This is a genomic window from Paenibacillus sp. BK720 (assembly GCF_011761545.1).
GTDB lineage: Bacteria > Bacillota > Bacilli > Paenibacillales > Paenibacillaceae > Pristimantibacillus.
In genome coordinates, this window is the sequence record NZ_JAASRQ010000002.1 from 498,253 (window position 1) to 519,003 (window position 20,751).

Annotated in this window: 19 protein-coding genes; 16 read left to right on the forward strand and 3 right to left on the reverse strand. The window is 52.0% G+C overall.

The window, feature by feature from the left end; translation table 11 throughout:
* Positions 1–8: 8 nt before the first annotated feature.
* Positions 9–1,055, forward strand: coding sequence for an LCP family protein (locus FHT67_RS09105; protein WP_132306322.1), 1,047 nt, complete (start codon positions 9–11; stop codon positions 1,053–1,055).
* A gap of 307 nt (positions 1,056–1,362) precedes the next feature.
* Here FHT67_RS09105 and FHT67_RS09110 read toward each other — a convergent pair whose 3' ends face one another.
* Entirely contained in the window at positions 1,363–1,905 is a 543-nt protein-coding gene (locus FHT67_RS09110; protein WP_132306321.1) for a YhcN/YlaJ family sporulation lipoprotein, read from the reverse strand.
* A 115-nt stretch (positions 1,906–2,020) separates the two neighbouring features.
* Here FHT67_RS09110 and FHT67_RS09115 point away from each other — a divergent pair, with 115 nt between their 5' ends.
* Positions 2,021–3,352: a PhoH family protein gene (locus FHT67_RS09115; protein WP_127498531.1), complete on the forward strand. Its 1,332-nt coding sequence runs from the start codon at positions 2,021–2,023 to the stop codon at positions 3,350–3,352.
* Positions 3,353–3,691: 339 nt separating this feature from the next.
* Complete coding sequence (locus tag FHT67_RS09120; RefSeq protein WP_167197554.1) at positions 3,692–4,969, forward strand: extracellular solute-binding protein; 1,278 nt, start codon at positions 3,692–3,694, stop codon at positions 4,967–4,969.
* Here FHT67_RS09120 and FHT67_RS09125 read toward each other — a convergent pair.
* On the reverse strand, positions 4,941–6,041 hold the full coding sequence (locus tag FHT67_RS09125; RefSeq protein ID WP_167197557.1) for a coiled-coil domain-containing protein: 1,101 nt from the start codon (positions 6,039–6,041) through the stop codon (positions 4,941–4,943). The genes FHT67_RS09120 and FHT67_RS09125 overlap by 29 nt on opposite strands.
* A 93-nt stretch (positions 6,042–6,134) precedes the next feature.
* Here FHT67_RS09125 and FHT67_RS09130 point away from each other — a divergent pair, with 93 nt between their 5' ends.
* Positions 6,135–7,292: an SAM-dependent methyltransferase gene (locus FHT67_RS09130; protein WP_167197560.1), complete on the forward strand. Its 1,158-nt coding sequence runs from the start codon at positions 6,135–6,137 to the stop codon at positions 7,290–7,292.
* Positions 7,293–7,344: 52 nt separating this feature from the next.
* Here the strand turns inward: FHT67_RS09130 and FHT67_RS09135 are convergent, their stop codons facing one another.
* Positions 7,345–7,581: a DUF2626 domain-containing protein gene (locus FHT67_RS09135; RefSeq protein WP_132306314.1), complete on the reverse strand. Its 237-nt coding sequence runs from the start codon at positions 7,579–7,581 to the stop codon at positions 7,345–7,347.
* Between the two features lie 266 nt (positions 7,582–7,847).
* On the opposite strand from FHT67_RS09135, the gene FHT67_RS09140 reads away from it, so the two are divergent.
* The 12 genes from FHT67_RS09140 (at position 7,848) to FHT67_RS09195 (ending at position 20,656) form a co-directional block, all read left to right on the forward strand.
* Positions 7,848–8,498, forward strand: a complete 651-nt coding sequence (locus tag FHT67_RS09140; protein ID WP_132306312.1) for an RsfA family transcriptional regulator — start codon at positions 7,848–7,850, stop codon at positions 8,496–8,498.
* A 116-nt stretch (positions 8,499–8,614) separates the two neighbouring features.
* Positions 8,615–9,553, forward strand: coding sequence for a ketopantoate reductase family protein (locus FHT67_RS09145; protein WP_167197563.1), 939 nt, complete (start codon positions 8,615–8,617; stop codon positions 9,551–9,553).
* Between the two features lie 25 nt (positions 9,554–9,578).
* Entirely contained in the window at positions 9,579–9,974 is a 396-nt protein-coding gene (locus FHT67_RS09150; RefSeq protein ID WP_132306308.1) for a DUF3397 domain-containing protein, read from the forward strand.
* 145 nt (positions 9,975–10,119) lie between these two features.
* On the forward strand, positions 10,120–11,757 hold the full coding sequence (gene bshC / locus FHT67_RS09155) for a bacillithiol biosynthesis cysteine-adding enzyme BshC (protein WP_167197566.1): 1,638 nt from the start codon (positions 10,120–10,122) through the stop codon (positions 11,755–11,757).
* Between the two features lie 148 nt (positions 11,758–11,905).
* A complete protein-coding gene (locus FHT67_RS09160) occupies positions 11,906–13,168 on the forward strand; it encodes an adenosylhomocysteinase (protein ID WP_132306304.1) in 1,263 nt (420 codons plus the stop codon).
* A gap of 102 nt (positions 13,169–13,270) precedes the next feature.
* Entirely contained in the window at positions 13,271–14,464 is a 1,194-nt protein-coding gene (locus FHT67_RS09165) for an ornithine--oxo-acid transaminase (RefSeq protein ID WP_167197569.1), read from the forward strand.
* Positions 14,461–15,354, forward strand: coding sequence for an arginase (gene rocF, locus FHT67_RS09170; RefSeq protein ID WP_167197572.1), 894 nt, complete (start codon positions 14,461–14,463; stop codon positions 15,352–15,354). Before FHT67_RS09165 ends, rocF begins: the two co-directional genes overlap by 4 nt.
* Before the next feature lie 78 nt (positions 15,355–15,432).
* Positions 15,433–16,470, forward strand: coding sequence for a DUF4349 domain-containing protein (locus FHT67_RS09175; protein WP_167197575.1), 1,038 nt, complete (start codon positions 15,433–15,435; stop codon positions 16,468–16,470).
* A 129-nt stretch (positions 16,471–16,599) separates the two neighbouring features.
* Positions 16,600–17,037, forward strand: coding sequence for a division/cell wall cluster transcriptional repressor MraZ (gene mraZ, locus FHT67_RS09180; protein ID WP_132306296.1), 438 nt, complete (start codon positions 16,600–16,602; stop codon positions 17,035–17,037).
* A gap of 30 nt (positions 17,038–17,067) precedes the next feature.
* Positions 17,068–18,018 (forward strand): 16S rRNA (cytosine(1402)-N(4))-methyltransferase RsmH, encoded by a 951-nt coding sequence (gene rsmH / locus FHT67_RS09185; RefSeq protein WP_132306294.1) that lies wholly within the window; start codon positions 17,068–17,070, stop codon positions 18,016–18,018.
* A gap of 19 nt (positions 18,019–18,037) precedes the next feature.
* A complete protein-coding gene (ftsL, locus tag FHT67_RS09190) occupies positions 18,038–18,424 on the forward strand; it encodes a cell division protein FtsL (protein ID WP_132306292.1) in 387 nt (128 codons plus the stop codon).
* 9 nt (positions 18,425–18,433) lie between these two features.
* Positions 18,434–20,656, forward strand: a complete 2,223-nt coding sequence (locus FHT67_RS09195; RefSeq protein WP_167197577.1) for a penicillin-binding transpeptidase domain-containing protein — start codon at positions 18,434–18,436, stop codon at positions 20,654–20,656.
* The last annotated feature ends 95 nt before the right edge of the window (positions 20,657–20,751 follow it).

The following is a 20,751-nucleotide window of genomic DNA, read 5'->3' on the forward strand; positions in this document are numbered from 1 at the left end:
ATGATCCTATGACGCAAGGCTCGGCAGAACTGCCTTCCCGGAGAGCAAATGCCAAGACCGCTCCTAGATCGCCTAAGCAACCGAAGAAAAGACGCGTGTGGAAAGTCGTTTTACTGCTATTATTAGCTGTTATTTTGATAATCGTGGCATACTTCGGATTTTTGGCTAACAAGGCGAACAATGCAATCCAGCAAATTGGTACAGTTTCAAACGATGACGTAAAGATTCCGACCGCGGAATCGGTTAAGAAGAAAGCGGTTGGGATGGTGCTGCTGGGTCTTGATACAAGGGCCAAGGGCGGCGGCATGAACACCGACGTCATGATGGTTGCCGTCTTTAACCCGAATACCAAATCGGCCACTGTTATTTCGATTCCTCGCGATTCCTTGCTCGAGCTGGACGGTTATGGCGAGCGCAAGGCGAATGCCAACTACGCAACGTTCTTTAGCCAAGCCCGTTCCGATAAAGGCATGGACAAGGAAGCGGCGGAAGAGGATGCAAAGCGCGCGATTCGGGATATGCTGGGCAAATATTTCGGCGTGGATCTGAAATATACGGCGGTTGTTAACTTCAAGGGCTTCGAGGACGTTGTAGACGCGCTTGGCGGCATTGAAGTGGACGTCGATATGGATATGAAATACGTCGATAATTACGACGGCACCAACATCAATCTGAAGAAGGGTTTCCAGAAGCTTAACGGAGACCAGGCGCTTGATTTTGTCCGTTACCGGAAATCGAACGACGGCAAAAACATGTCCAGCGATTTCGACCGCAACAAGCGCGAGAGCGAGGTTGTAGCGAAGATCGTCGACAAGATGAAATCGCTGAACGGAATTACGAAGATGGGCGAGGTTATCGACGCTGTTGGGGACAACATGGAAATCGACATGCCGCCGAAGGAAATTCAGAACCTGATGAAGACGTACTTCGGCATAAGCAGCTCGGATGTTCAGTTCATTCCGTTAGAAGGCGTATGGAAGAGCCCGTACGTTTATCTGGATGAGGCCAAGCTGAGCGAAGCTCGTGCGGCTTTGCAAGCGAAAATGGCTGAATAACCATAGACTGGCGGTGCTTTAAACGCTATAATAGTTGTACGGATATGAAATCCTTCCAAGAGGAGGTCATGCGGATGCCCAAAGCCGTGACCGCGACATTCACACTTAAAAGAAGAAGCGGTGATGAGTGCTCGGGAAAATTCTTGAGCCCAGCGGTTGACGACTGCATCTGTGTGCCGATCTCGGCATGTATCCGGATGGAAACGAATAAACTGATGACAGGCTTGTCCAAAGGGGCACACTGTCATAAGGAAAGCCTAGTGATCTGATCACTAGGCTTTTTGTGTCTTATGACGCGGTATACAAGCTAATGAAGATTGTGTAAATTGTTGGCCCGCTGTTGTACTTCCGGATCCTGCGGCATAACCTCTCGAGGGATCTGAGGTACGATGCGGCCGATAATGTCGGCCATCTCTTCCGCAAAGCCGCTGATCGGTCTGCCGCGCCGGATATCCGCACCGATTTCGTTCAGCCGCTGTGACAAATCCATATCGGCTGTTACGATAGCATCAATGCCGTAGGGATCTTTATGGAAAGCTTCGGCGACGGAATATTTGATTGTGCCGACTCTGGAGCGATCAAGCTTGCTGTCGACATCAATCCCGACAACGGCGGTGTTTCCGAGCACCACGCAGTGCGCATTCGTGACACCTTTGATGCCCATGGCCAGCTGTTCCAAATGCCTGGAGACTTGCTCAGGATTCGCAATTTCTTTCTTCTGAGGACTTGTCTGCTGTGCGCGAACAGAGCCATTATTTTGAGGAGAGGGTGATGTTTCGTTTCGAGCGACGGTGCCGCATCCAGCCGTAATTGCCGCAATAGCGATTGCCGCTATCAGTTTTAGGTACATGTTGGTTCCACCTCTTTTTCTTGTTGCACATCGTCTAATCAGAATGTAGTGTACCCGCAGCCAAGTATGGCTATGTATGTCTATCTATTGAATGACCGACGCCGGGAGGGTTCTCATGAAAAAAATATTCGTGCTCGACACTAATGTGCTGCTTCATGATCCGCAATCGCTCTTTGCCTTCGAGGATAACGAAGTCATCATTCCCGCGGTGGTGCTCGAGGAAATCGACTCCAAGAAGAGGCTGGCAGACGAACTAGGGCGCAATGCGCGTTCCATATCCCGGTTGCTCGATGGTATGCGGGTGGAAGGGCATCTACACGAGGGCATAACGCTTCCTAACGGCGGATTGTTAAAGGTGGAGCTTAATCATCGGAGTTTCATGCGCGTTCAAGAGATGTTTGGAGAAATGACCAACGATAACCGAATTCTTGCGGTCGCGCTCAACTATCACTTGGAACAGCTGGAGAACGAACAATCCAGCACTGTCGTTCTTGTAAGCAAAGATGTGCTAGTCCGGATCAAAGCGGATGTGCTGGGCCTCAAAGCCCAGGATTATTTGTCCGACCGGACCGTGTCCACGACTGATTTTTATGCCGGCTATGAGACCTTGTTCGTCCATCCGTCTGTTATCGACGAATTTTACACGTACCGGTTCCTGACGGTCAAAAGCATGCAGAATATCGCGAGGCTGAAGCCAAACGAATTCGTAATCCTGCGGGATGAGATGGGCACCTCCAAATCTGCCCTGCTGAAGGTCAGCCAGGATGGCGTACGCCTAGAGCCGTTGTTCTTAAGCAATGACCCGATTTGGGGAATTACGGCGCGTAACGCGCAGCAGCGCATGGCTCTTGAGCTGCTGCTCAACGATGAAATCCCGCTTGTCACTTTGACCGGCAAAGCCGGAACGGGCAAGACGCTGCTTGCGCTTGCCGCCGGCCTCTTGAAGGTGGAGGATGAGCATAAATACAAAAAACTGCTGATTGCCCGCCCCGTCGTACCGATGGGCAAGGATATCGGTTACCTGCCGGGCGAGAAGGAAGAGAAGCTGCGCCCATGGATGCAGCCGATCTACGACAATCTGGAGTACCTGTTTGACACCAAGAAGTCCGGCGACATCGATAAAATATTGATGGGTCTCGGAAGCATTCAGGTCGAAGCGCTGACTTATATTCGCGGCCGCTCGATACCGGGGCAATTCATTATTATCGATGAAGCTCAGAACTTAACGAAGCATGAAGTAAAGACCATTGTCTCCCGTGTGGGAGAGGGCAGTAAAATCGTACTGATGGGCGATCCGGAGCAGATCGACCATCCTTATCTCGACGCCGTAAGCAACGGGCTCACGCACATCGTCGAGCATTTCAAGAGCGAAGGGATAAGCGGCCACATTACCCTCGAAAAAGGCGAGCGCTCCAAGCTCGCTCAGCTCGCAGCGGATCTTCTATAATTTTAGCCTAAAAGCGCAGCGGTGCCGGGGAATCCCAGCACCGCTATTTTGCTGTTAAAGGCAGAAGGTTAATAGGGCGAACGGAGTAATCAAATGATTCTGGAGAAGTGTAACGTTCGCTTTTGTGAGTGGATTCCTACACTGCTTACACTTAAATCGATGGAATCCACGAGCAATGGCGATCGGAAGAACATTCAAATACGCAGTTTGCCCCATTAACCTACAGGGCGGGGGGGATAAAGTCCTAGACTTGTTTGGACAACTCTGCGTTTTATTGCTATGATAGTTTTAATAGACTAGACTGCGGGGGCTTAAGTTATTTCGGAAAGGGAGAAGTGTGTGGCTACAAGGAGATTTGTGATGATCCTTGCAGGAGCAGTGCTGTTGTCCGTTATTTTGCTTATTCCCAACATGGACCCGCGCAAGCCGGCTTCCTCCGGCGGCAGCTCCCATGATGCAAATACCGGACCTGTCGCTAACGAGCTGGATGAAGAGCCGACGGAATCCATTGTTGTAACCGTTTCCATGTCACCCGATCAATTTGCGTTTTTAGAAGAGGCGAATGAACGTTTCAGATTCAAATACCCCAACATCGAGGTGGAGCTGCTGAATATCGAGTCGAAGGAAGAAGCCTACGCTGCCTGGAAGCAGGATCTTATGCTGGGCGCTTCCTCCGATATTATGCTGATGGACAGCGGCTGGGTCAGGGAATTTGCCGTCATGGGCCTGCTTGAGCCCGTTGATAGCGTCAACGCGGCAAACACTTTATCCGACCAGCCGGCCAAGCTGCTGGCTCCGCTCAGGTGGAACAGTTATCTGTGGGGAATCCCTTTTGATGCCGATCCTTCCATTCTCGTATGGAATAAGGCTATGCTGGCCGAACAGAACCTAAGCGATCCTCCTAAGGATTGGACAAGCTTCCTGCAGCTCGCTGACCGTCTGTCGGCTTCCGGGAACGAGGGGGCTTTGCTATATTTGCCCGGTGATTTCAGCGGAACGGCAGCCTGGCTGGATGCCTGGAGCAGCGGTGACCAACGCGGGGCGGCTGCCTTAATCCTGAATGAAGAGTCGGCTAACCGCCTGGAAAAGACGGCTTCTTTGACGATCCCTTCAATGGCCGTCAATAAACGCTTGCTTGGAACCGAGATGGACAATCAGCGCTTGCTTGCGTCGGTCGTTTCCTGGTCGGAGTATAAAGGGCTTTCCCAATCGGAGCAGGATAAGCTGCTAATCGACAAGCTTAAGCTCCGCAACTTATGGCTGGGGAGCCGCAGCTTTGTTGTCTCGGCAAATACGGATCGGGCAGAGGCAGCGTTCAGCTGGATTAAAGAAATGACGAGCGTGACTGAGCAGGAACGCAATTATGAACGCCTTGGCAAACTGCCCGCGAAAAATTCCATATACGAAATAGGCGGATATTCGGGCTCAACGGCCCAATATCCGCCTACATGGTGGTTGCCTTTGCTAAACGAAGAGCCGGTCGGCGAACCGCCTGCTCCGAACTGGCATAAGGAATGGAGGCGGTGGGAAGCTTCATGGCAGCTGTATACGAGCGGGGCAGCGGACATTGCCGGTTTTATCCAATCGGTTACAGCTTCATCTTCAAGTAAACAATAAGCTCCTTGTCTTTCATTTCAACCGATTTAGCTTGTATGAATGTAAGGATGTCACCAGGATAAAAGCCGAGATCAAATTTGTCTTCAAGCGCTTTTCGTGTCGTGTCCGGCAGCGCAAAACCGTTAAACAACAGCTCATCGACATGGAATACGATGCCGTTCTTCGGCTTTTCTTCCACGGTGTAATGACCGGTGACGGCAATTTCCATGTTATCGTGCTTGCCGGATGCGGTAACTTTGCCGTCTTCGAACCGGAAGGAGAAATCGTTAAACCGTTTATCCTGCTCCCTAAGGAATGTATTCAAGGCATCCTCCGGAATATGAATCGTATAATTAAACCCGTTTATTTCCAGGTATTGCTTATTGTCTTCAATCCAGCTAGGCAGCTTGTTCATCGCTTTGGACAAAGCGCCGAAATATTGCTCCACTTCTTCAAGTCCGTCGGATTCCCAATAATTCGTCAGCTCCTGCATCAGCAGGCGAAGCCGATCCGCATCGGAGCGTCCGGCGAGCTGGCCGTCAATCTGCTGCTCGAGCTGCGCAACCCGGCTGCGCTGGGTTTGAAGCCGGCTTTCAATCTCTTCAAGCTCCGTTTTTCTTCCGTCCAATTTGGCGTATTCCTCTTTCAAGCTCTTATATTCCTTTGTGTAGGAATCAAGCGTATTGCGGTCCCGCGAGAAAATAATGTCTACGTAGTCCAGCATAGCGAATAAATCGTGAATCGAATCGAAGGAAAGTATCGCGCGCAGCAAAATCTCGCGTTCCCCCATATAATAAGCGCGCAGCACTTTACCGGCCTCTTCACGTTTCTCCTTTATTTCCTGCTCGCGCTGCGCAATCCGTTTATCCGTAATCGACATGTCGCCCGCAACCTTTTCTTTTTCTGCTTGGATACGTGCGATTTCTTTGTCAATCTCCACGATAGACAAGCTATTCTCCAAAATCTGATTGACCTGCTCGTCCTCCGTTAACTGAGGCTCGGCCATGACGGGAAGCTTGCAAATGGCAAGCATAAGAACGACAAGAAGGATAAAGGGCCATCTGCCGCGAACATAAATGCGATGGAATGCCACCAGCCGCCTCCTTTCTCACGTTGCAAGGCCTGTACAGCTAACATTGTATGCGACGGTTCCATTTATTATATCTGATAAGCAGGAGTTGAGCAGGTGAAATTAGGCAAAATATCGTTAATCAGCCGGATTTCGGAGCGAATAGCGCGGATGCCTGCGGTCGGCTGGCGGGCAGGCAGCAACGGCTCGGATAAGCTCCGCTGCATGACCTTCAAACAATACATGAGTTTATGTTTATATGACGGGCAATACGGATATTACCGCTCGGGACCCGTGCGAGTAGGGCGGGAAGGCGACTTTTACACCAGCTCCGCCGTAGGGGCCGTGATGGCGCATTGCTTGACGAATCATGTGCATGAATACGCTGCGCGTGCTGCCGTGAGCCAGATTCAGCTTGTGGAATGGGGGGCGGGAACGGGGCGGCTTGCGATGCAAATACAGGAGGCCTGGCAAGCAAGGGCAGAACAGCCTTCCGCTCTTCAATGCCGGTTTGTTCTGATTGACGATCACCCGGGTCACTTGGAAGAAGCCAAGCGGACTTTGGACTCGAAAACAGGCCGTACGGCGTTATTCCTGTCATCCGACGAAGCCATGCGGAGCGGAGGTCATTGGCGGGATCGGCCTTCGGTTGTGCTCGCCAATGAGCTGCTGGATGCGTTTCCGGTAAATCGGGTGACGGTGGAAAAAGGGAAGCTTGTCGAACTGGGCGTAGCGGGGAATGCGGAGGATGGCTTTTACGAGGTGCATATGCCGCTTTCGGACGAAAGGATTGCTGCCGCGTTGCATAGAGATGGAATTCGCCTGGCGGAAGGCCAGCAGACGGAAGTGAATCTCGATGCGGAGCAATGGCTTGCAAGCCTTGCCGGAGTGCTGGGGGAAGGACGGGTTATTATCATTGATTACGGTCATGAGGCGGAGGAGTACGCGGCGGAACACCGGATGAAGGGGACTTTGTTGTGCTATTCGGATCATGTCGCCTCCGACGAGCCTTACCTTCGGATTGGCGAGCAGGATATAACGGCGCATGTTTCGTTTACGTCCCTCCGTCATGCCGCGGAAGCCGGAGGGTGGCAGGTTGCTTACTACGGCACCCAGAAGCAGTTTCTGATCGATCACGGGGCGTTTGAGCTGCTGCGGAATCACGCGGAAACCGACCCTTTCGGCCAGGCGGCCAGAAGGAACCGGGCGGTTCGTCAACTGTTGCTGAGCGACGGAATGAGCGAGACGTTTAAAGTGCTTGTGCTGGATAAATGAAAAAAGGTGCGGCTCCGCGAGGAGCTGCACCTTTTTTTGCCGTTCGCAAACTTTAGAATGGGTTGCCCATTTTGAATACGGTCCAGTAAGTAAAGCCTACAAACGAAATAACCATATATCCCCAGAACATGAGTATGTATGTTCGTTCGCTAAATTTGAGATAACCCAGGAAAACGAAAGCCACCGCTTGTGCAAAAAACAGAAGCGCGAATTCAGTCATGTGGCCTGCGAAGGCCATCAAGCCGATCACAAGAGTCCAAAAACCGAGTACCCGATACATGCGTGCCATGAAACCATCCCCCCTTCGCTCTGACCCGAATTTCTATTGTACATTATAACGGTTGAATTTGGCAGTGTAAACAAGCAAGTACGAACAAAATCAACTATTTTGTGTAAATTGAAAGCGTTATGATATCAGTTTGCTCGTTAATCGGCAGAATTATGTATGAGCTTTTTGAAATTTGGTTATACAAATTAGTATCCGATAGATTCTATGAACTCTACCAAGGGCATAGAGATAAAGTAAGCGCCTTTACGTAAGGAGGTTTTGGTCGCATGACAGCAGTCAGACAAGATGCGTGGAGTCCCGACGACGATCTCATACTCGCCGAAGTTACACTACGCCATATTCGCGAAGGTAGTACCCAGCTAGCGGCTTTTGAAGAGGTAGGGGAACGTATAGGACGGACTTCGGCGGCTTGCGGATTCCGCTGGAACAGCTGTGTCCGCAAACGTTATGAAGAAGCGATTCAAATCGCCAAGCAGCAGCGCCAGAAGCGCAATTATTTGAAAAAACAGGCGATTGTCGCAACCCCTCATGTCTCTTCTATTGCCGTTTACGATGCAGAAGAAAGAGCATTTAGCGCTAATGCGGTAACGACGGAGGAAGGTTTATCCGTTGATTCCATTATTCGTTTTCTTAGACAGTTCAAGACCACTTATCAGGACGTAAGCCGTCAAATGAAATCCTTCGAGAAAGAACTGAAGGAAAAAGAGGATGAAATCGAACGTTTACGCGAAGAGAATGAGAGATTGTCTAGAGAAGTAAATAATGTTCAAACCGATTACCGGGCCGTCAATGACGATTATAAAACATTGATTCAAATTATGGACCGGGCACGCCGACTGGCGGTGTTGACGCATGAAGAGGAAGCAAAGCCTCGTTTTAAAATGGATGCAAACGGAAATTTGGAACGAATTGAATAGGTGATAGCCCCGCCGGCGATGTACGGCGGGGTGTTCGCTTTTTATCCGGAAACAAGTATGCTATATACGAGCATACTTTTTTTGTGCCCAATACTTGCGAAGTGGTGATCCCGAGTTTGAAGATACATATAGTTGGAGGCGGAGCGATTGGTCTCCTGCACGCCGGGCTGCTGGCTCGGGCGGGGCAGGAGGTGACGGTGTGGACGCGAACGGACAAGCAGGCGGAGCGGCTCCAAGCGGAAGGCGTCAGGCTGGAGACGCTGGATGGAGTTGTACGGGATATCGCAGTGGACAGCCATTCCCTTTCAAGCCTACAGGCCGGTCCAATCGGAGAGGAGCATTCCGCGGCATGGATCATACTGACGGTGAAGCAAAGCCATATCGATGAAAGCCTGCTGCATCGGCTGCGGAGGTTAAGCAGCGGGACAACGGCGATTTTATGCCTTCAGAACGGAATCGGTCATATGGAGAAGCTGGCGGCCGCTCTTCCGGACGCGCTCCTGTATGCGGGTGTCACGTCTGTTGGAGCCAGACGGCTAGATGATGCCCGCCATGTGCGGCACACGGGGGATGGACCATTGTGGTTTGGGGCGTATTCGGAGGACAAAAAGGACGATTATCTCCAAAATTTGTTGTTAAAAATACTGAAAACGGCAGGATTCCGTGCGGGATTGTCGAATGAGATGAAGGACATGATTTACCAAAAGCTGCTTATTAACGCGGTAATTAATCCGCTTACGGCGATTTACGATACGACAAACGGAGAGCTGCCGCAGCATCCGACAAGGCTGAGGCTGATGAGGTCCTTGTACGAAGAAACATCGGCGATTCTTTCGGCCGACGGAATGAAGCCGGGAGGCGACGGATGGCAGCTTGTGATGCAGGTATGCGCGGCAACGGCGGCAAACGTCTCTTCCATGCTAAGCGACGTCAGGGCAGGGCGCCAGACGGAAATCGACTGGATTAACGGCGGTGTTTCCGGACTGGCCGTACGTCTAGGCATAGCCTCTCCGTTAAACGATGCTGTAACAGCACTCGTGAAGCAGCTCCATTAACAAAACGAGGAAAGGTGCGGATGACATGGGCTTTTTATGGGACAGCATAAAATATGTCTACGCCTATTTGGCGGTAATACCTGTCATTCCTTTTCTTCTGGTTTATTTCGGGTATGGCATGTTTTCGGACGACAGAAAAAAAGCGTTCCAGCTGGCGATGGATGTTACAACAGCGCTTCTGATCGGATGCGTAGCCGTATTGTTCGATTCCATCTTTAACAGCTCATTCGGACTGTATGCTATAATTCTTTTTATGCTGCTTGGCGGCGGCTTGCTGGGCAATATGCAGTTCCGCAAACGAGGGAACGTAAACGTGAAGCGGGTGTTTCGCGCCGTGTGGCGGCTGGGTTTTTTTACGATGAGCATGGCGTATCTGCTGCTGATGTTTATCGCGATCGGACAGAAAATCTTTACCGCGTAAGCACTTTAGGGCCTGTAACCAAGAGGTTGCGGGTCTTTTTTTCTTTTGACGTGCGGCTTATCCTTTGTGTACAATCAAATTGTTGCTTGAATGGTTACAGTTTTGCAAAAACTATATGATCGATTTGGGAGGAACTGGCAGCGCTATGAATACGGAACATTATGACTTGCCAAGCGCCCAGCCTTTAACAGAGGCTTATATACATCGGACGGACGCAAATATCGATTCGCTGTACGGCTATCATGCCGGACGCGAGCAGGATTGGGCAGAGCGCCTGGAGAAGCTGGAGGGGCTTTCGGGCAGCCGGGCGAATTCGGCGGAATTAGCGGAGGTGCTGCGCCAATACAACAGCCCGTATACAACGCCGGAGGTGGATGCTTCAATTCGGGCCATTGCGGAAGGAGCGCCGGTTATTATTGGCGGACAGCAAGCCGGCTTGTGGTCGGGATCGCTGCTTGTGATACATAAGGCGGTCTCCATCGTCAGCGGGGCGAAATGGGCTTCCGAGAAGCTGGGCCGCACGGTTGTGCCGGTCTTCTGGATTGCGGGCGAGGATCACGATTGGGATGAAGCGAATCACACTTACGTGCTGAATGCGGAGCAGGAGCTTCGCAAGCTGATCGTTCAGCGTCCGGAAGGTCCAAGAACATCCGTAAGCCGTACGGCTGTGGATGCGGACAGCTGGAACGCGATGCTGGAGGAGCTCGAGCAGACGCTTCCGCATTCCGACTTTAAGCCTGGACTGCTTGAGCAGCTCCGGCAAATTACGGGTCAATCCCGGTCGTTGTCGGACATGTTTGCCGGAATTCTGGCCTTTTTGTTCGGCAAGGAAGGCCTTGTTCTACTGGATGCGGATGATCCAAAGCTTCGCAAAATCGAAGCGCCGATGTTCCGCCGCATGATCGAGGAGAACGATGAGCTGGAATCAGCCTATAAATCCGCGGCGGAGAAAGTGAAATCGCTTGGATATCAGCTGCAGGCGGATGTCGTAGAGGGCAGCGCGAATCTGTTTGTATTTAACCCTGCGAACGGGGAAGAGCGGACGTTGCTGCACAAGCGTGACGGGCAGTTCCAGGACCGGAAGGCGACGGCTTTCTGGACGAAGGAGCAATTGCTCCAGCTGGCGGAGGAGCACCCATCCCAGCTTAGCAATAACGTGCTTACGAGGCCGATTATGCAGGATTATTTGTTCCCGGTGCTTGGGACCGTTTTGGGTCCGGGCGAAATCGCGTACTGGGCATTAACCGGCGAAGCTTTCCGCAAGCTAGGGATGGAAATGCCGATTATTGTGCCGCGGATGTCCTTTACCCTGGTAGAAGGTACGATTGCGAAGCATATGATGAAATATGAGCTGTCTTTCGAGGATGTGGCGAAGCGTTTCGAGGCCCGCAAGCAGGCGTGGTTGTCGGAGCAGGACCAGCTTTCCATCGAAGAGCGTTTCGAAGACGTGAAGCAGTCGTTTGTTGCGATGTACGGTCCGCTTCTTGAGCTTGCCGGTTCCATTCAGCCGGGTCTTCTGAAGCTGGGCGAGACGAACCGTCAGAAGATAGTCGAGCAGATCGAGTATTTGGAAGCCAAAACAAAGGACGCGTTTAATAAGCAGTACGACGCATCGATACGTCAGCTAGACCGCATTGCGCTTTCGCTCTGGCCGAGCGGCAAACCGCAGGAGAGAGTCATCAACATGTCCGGCTACTGGAACCGTTACGGCTCCGCGTGGCTGGAGAAGCTGCTCGAGCTTCCTTTCAGTCCAACGGGCGGACATCAGCTCGTCTATTTGTGACGTGAGCAAACCTTTCTCGAGGCAATTCGAAGATGGGCGACCGCGTTTAGAGGTAGGTTTAATCGCCAAATAGAACTTCAGTTTTCGATTGTCGTGAAACTTGTACGTTCTACTGTGGTAAGAATGTTGTAGGAGGCTATTTAAAGGCATGAGTACATTGGAAAAAAGCATTATCCGCGATATCGCCCTCGCACCGGAGGGGCATTTGAAAATCGACTGGGCAAGCGCGCATATGCCGGTCTTAAACCGAATCCGCGAGCAATTCGAGCGGGATCTGCCTTTTAAAGGCCTAAAGGTGACCATTTCCCTCCATTTGGAAGCAAAAACGGCTTATCTCGCGAAGGTCGTTAAAGCTGGCGGAGCGGACGTAACCATTACGGGCAGCAACCCGCTGTCCACGCAAGACGATATTTGCGCGGCTCTTGTGGAAGACGGCATTACGGTATTCGCCAAATACAATCCGGAGCCGGAAGAGTACAAGGAGCTGCTTATCAAATCGCTTGAATCCAAGCCCGATTTGATTATCGATGACGGCGGCGACCTGGTTACGATTCTGCATACCGAGCGAACGGATCTCCGCGAGAATCTTCGCGGCGGCGCGGAGGAAACAACAACGGGAATTATCCGTCTGAAGGCGATGGAGAAGGAAGGCACCTTGAGCTTCCCGATGGTTGCCGTAAACGACGCATATTGCAAATATTTGTTCGACAACCGCTATGGTACCGGCCAGTCCGTGTTTGACGGCATTAACCGGACAACCAACCTTGTCGTGGCAGGCAAAACGGTAGTAGTGGTTGGTTATGGCTGGTGCGGCAAAGGCGTTGCCATGCGCGCCAAAGGCCTTGGCGCAAACGTGGTCGTAACCGAGGTTGATGCCATTAAAGCGGTTGAGGCTTACATGGACGGCTTTACCGTTCTTCCGATGTCGGAAGCGGCAAAAGCAGGCGAATTGTTTATCACGGTAACGGGCAATAAAGACTGCATCCGTGCCGAGCATTACGAAGTCATGAAAAATGGCGCGATTCTCTCGAACGCCGGCCACTTCGACGTCGAGTTCAACAAGCCGGAGCTTGCGGCTATGTCGACGGATATTCGTACCGTTCGCCGCAATATCGAAGAATATAAGCTGAAGGACGGCCGCAGCATTTACGTGCTGGCTGAAGGACGTCTCGTCAATCTGGCTGCAGGCGACGGTCATCCGGCAGAGATTATGGATACCACGTTTGCCCTGCAGGCGCTTGGTCTTCGCTACGTCAACGAGCAATATGCGAATATCGGCCAAAAGGTCGTCAACGTGCCTTACGAGCTTGACGAACAGGTCGCACGCTTCAAGCTGGATTCGTTGAACATCAGCATCGATAAGCTTACGCAGGAGCAGGTTGCTTATCTCGACAGCTGGAAAGAAGAATAGATTAAATGCAAAAAGGACGCGCCGTAATACGGTGCGTTCTTTTTTTTGAGGTCATGGGACTTGCGGCAATCACCGTACAATGAAACAAGGGGGGATTGCGCAATGAAAAGCTCCGTTGACACGATACGTCTCATGGATCGTTTCGGTGCACGCAACTATAGTCCGCTTCCTGTTGTAATCGAGAGGGCAGAAGGAGTATGGGTGGAGGATCCGGAAGGCCGTCGCTATATGGATATGCTCAGCGCGTATTCAGCGCTGAACCATGGTCACCGGCATCCCGCAATCATTCGCGCGCTTAAGGAGCAGGCGGATAAGGTAACGTTGACTTCAAGGGCCTTCCATAACGAACAGCTTGGCCTGCTTTCCAAGAAGCTTGCGGAATATACGGGCAAGTCCAAAATCCTTGCGATGAATACGGGGGCCGAAGCGGTGGAAACGGCGCTGAAGGCAGCGCGCCGCTGGGCTTACCGGGTGAAGGGGATTCCTTCCGGCAAAGCCGAAATTATCGTCTGCGAAGGGAATTTCCATGGCCGGACCATTACGATTACTTCATTTTCCTCCGATGCGCAGTATCGCGCCGGCTTTGGTCCTTTTACGCCGGGATTCAAAATTATCCCCTATGGTGACGCCGAAGCGCTAGCCGCTGCGATAACGCCCAATACGGCAGCTTTTCTCGTAGAACCGATTCAAGGCGAAGCCGGCGTTGTAGTGCCGCCGGACGGTTATTTGAAGCAGGCTTTTGAATTATGCAGACAGCGCAATGTATTGTTTATGGCCGATGAGATACAGACGGGCTTTGGGCGGACGGGCAAGCGGTTTGCCTGCGACTGGGAAGGCGTTGTTCCGGATGTGTATATATTGGGCAAGGCGCTTGGCGGAGGTGTTCTGCCGATTTCGGCCGTTGCGGCCGGAGATGACGTGCTGGGGTTGTTCGAACCGGGCTCGCATGGCTCTACCTTTGGCGGTAATCCGCTGGCATGCGCCGTAGCGTTAGCCGCGCTTGCGGTGATGGAGGACGAAAAGCTGGCCGAGCGGTCGGAGCGGCTTGGCCAATATTTCAAGCAATCCCTGGAGGCGATCCGCCACGAGGATATTATCGAGGTAAGGGGAAAAGGTTTGTTTATCGGAATGCAGTTATCCGTGCAAGCGAGAGCGTATTGCGAAGCTTTGTTCCAGATTGGGCTGCTGTGCAAGGAAACCCATGAGACGGCTATCCGCTTCGCTCCGCCGTTAATTATAACGAAGGATGAGCTCGACTGGGCGCTGGAGCGGATCAAGGAAGTGTTTCAAATATGAGTAAGCTTACCTTGTTATCCGTTCCCTTTGGTCTTGGAGCCGGTATCCCTGGCAGCGAACAGGCTCCCCAGTACATCTACCGGCTTGGCCTATTACAGCTGCTGCAGCGGCAAGGCTGTACGATAAATAAGCTGAAGGAAGTCATTGGCACCGGAATGCCTTCTCCCGCTATACCGGTCCCGATGAACCATTCCGAGGAAGTCATCAAGACGGGAATCGCATTGGCACGGGCCGTAAAAGCGGTGGTTGCTTCCGGACAATTTCCCTTCGTTCTTGGCGGAGATCATAGTCTGGCGATGGGTACGTTAGCCGGCTTGACCGCGCATTATAAGAAGCTTGGCGTCATCTGGATCGATGCGCATGCCGACATGAACACGGAGTTAACCAGCCCTTCCGGCAACATGCACGGTATTCCTCTCGCCGTCGCCCAAGGCAGGGCACAGCTGTCTTTATCGCACTTATTGCCGGGAGCGGGTACAATCGCGCCCGGCAATGTTGTCCTTATCGGAGCCCGCGATCTGGATCCGGCAGAAGAAGCGCTTATCCAGGCAGAAGGAATTGCTTGTTTCCGAATGGCCGACATCAGACGGCTTGGCATTCATGCGGTAATCGCCGAAGCGCTCCGTATCGCGGGAGATGCGGCGGACGGTATCCATCTGAGCTTTGATATCGACAGCATTGATCCTTCGGAAGCGCCGGGGACGGGAACGCCGGTACGGCACGGCTTGACTGCGGACGAAGCGCGGGAGGCTATCCGTCTGCTAGGCTTATCCAAACGACTGACCTCCGCCGAATTCGTAGAGGTGAATCCGCTGCTTGACCGCATGGATCAAACCTCTATGCTTGCAATGGAGCTAATCGTACTTTTACTAAGCAGCATGAAAAGTTAGGACGTATTTCCTCCCTCGCGCAACCTTTCCAAATCTTGTGCGTCTAGGACGGTGATCCATAGAAAAGGGGGAGTAAAGATGGGCATAAAAAAATACGGGTACACGTTCTTGCTCATGATTATGGCGATTGCACTGTTTCTCGGAGGCTGCACGTCGGGCAGCAGTAACATGAACTCGGCTGCGTCAACGGCAAACGGAGGGGCTGCCGTCACTGAACAGTCCTCGGATGCCAAAGCGGATGTCAATTCGGAGAGCGCGGCAAGCTCCGCCGAAGCGCCTGTCGCAGCCGTAGGCGGCGAGGCTGGCGGCGGGTCTATCGGAGAGATTGCCGCTGCCGGCACGGGAGCGGGCTTGAATCAAAAACTGATCTACAAAGCGAATTTAACGATAGAAGCCATTGATTACGATAAGGCGGCGTCGGCGCTCCGCAACACGATCCACCAGGCAGGCGGTTATATTTTGCAGTTCCAGGACGGTCAATACAGCGGCGAGATGAGCTCCACCTATACCATCAAAGTGCCTGCGGCATCGTTTATGGATTTCATTGACCGCCTCAACGGAATCGAACATAAGAAATTCGAGCGGCAGATAAGCGGAACGGACGTGACGGAGGAGTATGTGGATCTGCAGTCGCGTCTGACAGCGCAGCAGGTAGTAGAGGAGAGGCTGCTTGCTTTTATGGATAAAGCGACAAAAGCGGACGATCTGGTGAAGTTCTCGGAGCAGCTTGCGACGGTTCAGGAAAATATCGAGCGATTAAAGGGACGGATTCGCTACCTGGATAACAACGTATCTTATTCTACGGTCGAGCTCAGGCTGTATCAGCCAAACGCGAAGGAGGATACGCTGTCGGTGGAAGACGGTCTTGGCGATAAAATGTCAAAAGCCTTGCAAGACAGCGTAAACGCCATGATCACCGTCTTGCAGGGATTGCTGGTCTTTGTCGCAGGAGCTCTGCCGATTTTGCTGCTGCTCGTTATTATCGGGCTGCCGTTGTACTGGCTGAGAGGCAAATTCCGCTCCAGGCCGAAAGATCAGGCTACGCCAAGTCACCCTGTTGCCCCTCCTGTCAAAGAGGAGGCTAAGGAAGAGGATCCGAATCAGCTTAACGGTTAATCATATGAATTATTTTTCGAAAATCCTGCTCATGGAGCAGGATTTTTATTTTAGGTGGCGAACTAGTCTATCTTAGTGGGGAAATGTGGTGCGAAGTGGAGGATATGGGGGAAGGGGTGGGCGTATCTCATGTTTATGGGTGAATATCAACATACCATTGATGAGAAGGGCCGCATTATTATTCCTTCAAAGTTCCGGGAATCGCTTGGCACCAGCTTTATCGCAACCCGCGGTTTGGATAACTGCTTGTTTGTTTACCCTATGAGCGAGTGGAGCGTGCTGGAGCAGAAGCTGAAGTCACTGCCTCTCATGAAGTCGGATGCCCGCGCTTTTACCCGGTTTTTCTTTTCCGGGGCAACGGAATGCGAGCTCGACAAACAGGGAAGGGTAAACATACCAGCCCACCTTCGCGAATACGCGAAGCTGGATAAGGATTGCATGGTGCTTGGCGTATCAAGCCGCGTCGAGATCTGGAGCAAATCGACGTGGGAAGGCTATTATGAGCAATCCGAGCAGGCGTTCAACGAAATCGCGGAGAAATTGGTCGATTTCGACTTCAACTTCTAGAGTAAACAACAAGAATGGGAGGATGTTAGCGTGTTTCAGCATATTACAGTGCTATTGGAAGAGGCGGTTGACGGACTGGCGATTAAGCCGGACGGCATATACGTCGACTGTACGCTTGGCGGCGCAGGCCATAGTGAAAGAATTGTGTCCCGGCTGAGCGGTGGAGGGCGTTTGATCGCATTTGACCAGGATGATGCTGCGCTGGAGAACGCACGCGTAAGGCTTGCTCCCTATATGGATAGAGTAACGCTAGTCAAGAGCAATTTTCGTTATTTGGAAGAAATGCTTCTCACGTGTGATGTTCCAACGATAGACGGTGTCCCTCAGGTCGACGGTATATTGTTCGATCTTGGCGTTTCCAGTCCCCAACTGGATGAGGCGGAGCGCGGCTTCAGCTACAACCATGATGCTCCTCTCGATATGAGGATGGATCAGGGAGGAGCCTTAACGGCCTACGATATCGTAAACAGCTGGGAAGAGCGGGAGATTTCCCGCATTCTGCATGTGTACGGCGAAGAGAAATTCGCCAGATCGATCGCACGTAAAATCGTCCAGGCCCGCGAGAATGCGCCGATTGAAACAACAGGCGAGCTGGCAGAACTGGTCAAAGCCGGAATTCCGGCAGCTGCAAGACGAACTGGCGGTCATCCTGCCAAGCGTTCCTTCCAAGCTCTCCGGATTGCCGTAAATGACGAGCTCGGCGCCGAGGAGGACGCATTGGAACAAGCAGTGAAATGCGTTGGCCAAGGCGGCAGAATATCCGTTATTACTTTCCATTCGTTAGAGGATCGCATCTGCAAGCAATTATTCGCGAGTTATGTTGAAAAATGCACTTGTCCGCCGGATTTTCCGAAATGTGTATGCGGCGGCACAGGAAAGCTTCGGTTAGTGAACCGCAAGCCGATTGTTCCGACAGAGCAGGAGCTTGAAGTTAATCCTCGCTCTCGCTCGGCCAAGCTGCGTGTCGCAGAAAAATTGTAGGTTAGAGGGGGTTCTTTCATTGGCTTATATCAACGGCAATTTGGCGATGCAGCCAAAGCGCAAGCCGGATCAGAAGACGGTTGTCCGCGAGACGAAACGGATTGTTGTGAAGCGCAAGTCGATTCCGGTTCAGGAGAAGCTGCTGTACATGTTTACGGTCGTTTTTTGCGTAATCGTGCTTGGAGTCATCGTGAATCAATACGCGAAAAACTATGATATGCGCGTCCAAATCAAGCAGATGAAAACGCAATACGCAACGATGAACATTGATATGAAAGAGTTGCAGAAGCAAGTAGAAATGCTAAACGATCCGGAGAGGATCCGCAAGATGGCAGAAACGCAAGGCATGGCAAGCACTGAACAGCCGGACATCATGGTTAATACTCAATCCGCCAAGACGGAATAGGTGACGCATATGGTGAAACGAATTAAACTTCGCACGTTGTTGTTTGGAGGGATAATGACCCTCCTTTTTGTTGTTCTAATCGGTAGAATCTATTGGGTGCAGGTGGTCAAAGGAGACTTTTGGTATGACAAGGCCAAGACTAGATGGGCGGCCGAAGAGAAGCTCGTGGCGAAGAGGGGGACGATAACGGACAGGGATGGCAACATGCTCGCCATGGATTCCGTTGCTTACGATATCGCGGTAAACCCCGATATGATTCATAAGCTTAATATTGCCGGCGAGGTAGCGGCCGGATTACATACATTGCTGGGCAAGCCGGAAGCCGATCTGCTCAAGATCGTTACGGCGCAAAAGGACGGCAAATACTATCAGCAGCGAGAGATTCACGAGGAAGGCTGGAGGATCGACAAGGAGCTTGCCGACAAGGTTGTAAAGTTCCGGCAGGAGCTTTACGACAAATACAAGACGAAAGACGTCGGCATTTATCTGTTCGAAGATCAGAAACGGTATTATCCGCGACATTCCATGGCATCGCAGCTGCTGGGCTACGTGACGAAGGAAGGGCAGGCCGCTTCGGGGATCGAGTCGTTTTATAACGATAAATTGAAAGGCGAAGACGGGGAGCTCAAATACGAAAAGGATGGCAAACGCGTGCAGCTCGCGGAAGGCCAGGTCGAATACAAGCCGGCGAAGGATGGCCAGGATATCGCTCTTACGATCGACATGGATATTCAGAATTACGTGGAAAAAGCGCTCGAAGACATCAATGATAAATATCATCCGAAGAGCATTACGGCCATCGCGGCGGATCCGAATACGATGGATATTCTGGCAATGGCCAATTATCCGACGTTTGATCCGAATACCTATTGGGACATGAGCTATGAGAATGCGTATAACCATTCGATCAAGTCCTTGTACGAGCCGGGTTCCACGTTCAAGATCGTAACGCTGGCTGCAGCCGTGCAGGAAGGGATTTTCAATCCGAACGCGACGTATAAGTCCGGTGCTATTTCGGTACCGGGCGCCCCGGTAAAAGACATTAACAAAGTCGGCTGGGGGACGATAACTTATCTGGAAGGTTTAAAGCGCTCCAGTAACGTTGCGTTCGTTAAGCTGGGCTGGGAGCAGCTTGGCGGCGTAAAGCTCATGGATTATATCAACCGGTTCGGTTTCGGCCAAAAAACGGGCATCGAGCTTGGCGGCGAAGCGGCGGGCGCCATTAATGTGAACTTATCCATTCCTTCCGATATCGCCCGCGCTTCGTTTGGTCAAGGCAAGGTACAGGTTACCGCGATGCAGCAGGTTGCGGCGGTTGCGGCGGTTGCGAACGGCGGCAAGCTGATGGAACCGCATATCGTGAAACAAATTTACGATCCCAACACGAAGACAACCGTGAAGACGCAGCCTAAGGTTGTAAGACAGGTTATTTCGCAGGAAGCCTCCAAGAAGGTGGGCGAATATCTGGAACAGGTCGTATCGGACCAAGAGATCGGTACCGGGCGCAATGCTTACATCGAAGGCTACCGGGTAGCGGGCAAGACGGGTACGGCACAGAAGGTTATCAACGGAAAATATTCGCAAGACAAGTTCGTCGTATCTTTTATCGGTTACGCGCCCGTTGAGAAGCCGAAGATTGTCCTTTATATCGTCGTAGACGAGCCTAACGATCCGAAAGCCGGCGGCGGCGCCGTTGCGGCACCCGCCTTCAAGGATATTGTATACAAGAGCTTAAAGCATCTGGGCGTTGCGCCGGATATTAATGTTACCGAGAACGGGAAGAAGGAAGTAACGGTATCCGTGCCGAAGCTCGCAAGCCTAACCGTATCTCAAGCAAAAACGCAACTGAAGTCGCGCGGCTTGAACGTTGAGGTAGTCGGCGGCGGAACAAAGGTCATCCAGCAGGTGCCTGCATCGGGTGCCTCCGTTCATCCGGCCCAGAAGGTATACTTGATAACGGAGCAGCGCGATAAGCTGAAAATTCCGGATATGACGGGTATTTCGTTGCGTGACGCGCTCGAAATTGCTTCCGTGCTGGACATCCGCGTAACGGTCAAAGGCGAAGGGTATGTCGTCTCCCAGAAACAGGTTACGAAAAACGGGGAGCGTCTCGTTGAACTCACGCTATCGCCGCAGACGGACGCGGTGAACGACGGGACCGCGTCTTCCGATTCGCAGGGCGCGACGGATAAGGCAGACGATCAGAAAGTCGAGACGGCCAATACGCAATAATTAATCAATAGCTTGTTCTATCCCCCACTTGTCCCTCATAGGTTGGGAATGAGCGTCAGCGTACGCTCAGCCGAAGGATGAGGCGTAAGGGGGAA

Bases quoted from the DNA above. Each gene is read 5' to 3' on its own strand.
- FHT67_RS09105 (WP_132306322.1), top strand. From the start codon at position 9: ATGACGCAAGGCTCGGCAGAACTGCCTTCCCGGAGAGCAAATGCCAAG.
- FHT67_RS09110 (WP_132306321.1), bottom strand. From the start codon at position 1,905: ATGTACCTAAAACTGATAGCGGCAATCGCTATTGCGGCAATTACGGCT.
- FHT67_RS09115 (WP_127498531.1), top strand. From the start codon at position 2,021: ATGAAAAAAATATTCGTGCTCGACACTAATGTGCTGCTTCATGATCCG.
- FHT67_RS09135 (WP_132306314.1), bottom strand. From the start codon at position 7,581: ATGGCACGCATGTATCGGGTACTCGGTTTTTGGACTCTTGTGATCGGC.
- FHT67_RS09140 (WP_132306312.1), top strand. From the start codon at position 7,848: ATGACAGCAGTCAGACAAGATGCGTGGAGTCCCGACGACGATCTCATA.
- FHT67_RS09150 (WP_132306308.1), top strand. From the start codon at position 9,579: ATGGGCTTTTTATGGGACAGCATAAAATATGTCTACGCCTATTTGGCG.
- bshC (WP_167197566.1), top strand. From the start codon at position 10,120: ATGAATACGGAACATTATGACTTGCCAAGCGCCCAGCCTTTAACAGAG.
- FHT67_RS09160 (WP_132306304.1), top strand. From the start codon at position 11,906: ATGAGTACATTGGAAAAAAGCATTATCCGCGATATCGCCCTCGCACCG.
- FHT67_RS09165 (WP_167197569.1), top strand. From the start codon at position 13,271: ATGAAAAGCTCCGTTGACACGATACGTCTCATGGATCGTTTCGGTGCA.
- rocF (WP_167197572.1), top strand. From the start codon at position 14,461: ATGAGTAAGCTTACCTTGTTATCCGTTCCCTTTGGTCTTGGAGCCGGT.
- FHT67_RS09175 (WP_167197575.1), top strand. From the start codon at position 15,433: ATGGGCATAAAAAAATACGGGTACACGTTCTTGCTCATGATTATGGCG.
- mraZ (WP_132306296.1), top strand. From the start codon at position 16,600: ATGTTTATGGGTGAATATCAACATACCATTGATGAGAAGGGCCGCATT.
- FHT67_RS09195 (WP_167197577.1), top strand. From the start codon at position 18,434: ATGGTGAAACGAATTAAACTTCGCACGTTGTTGTTTGGAGGGATAATG.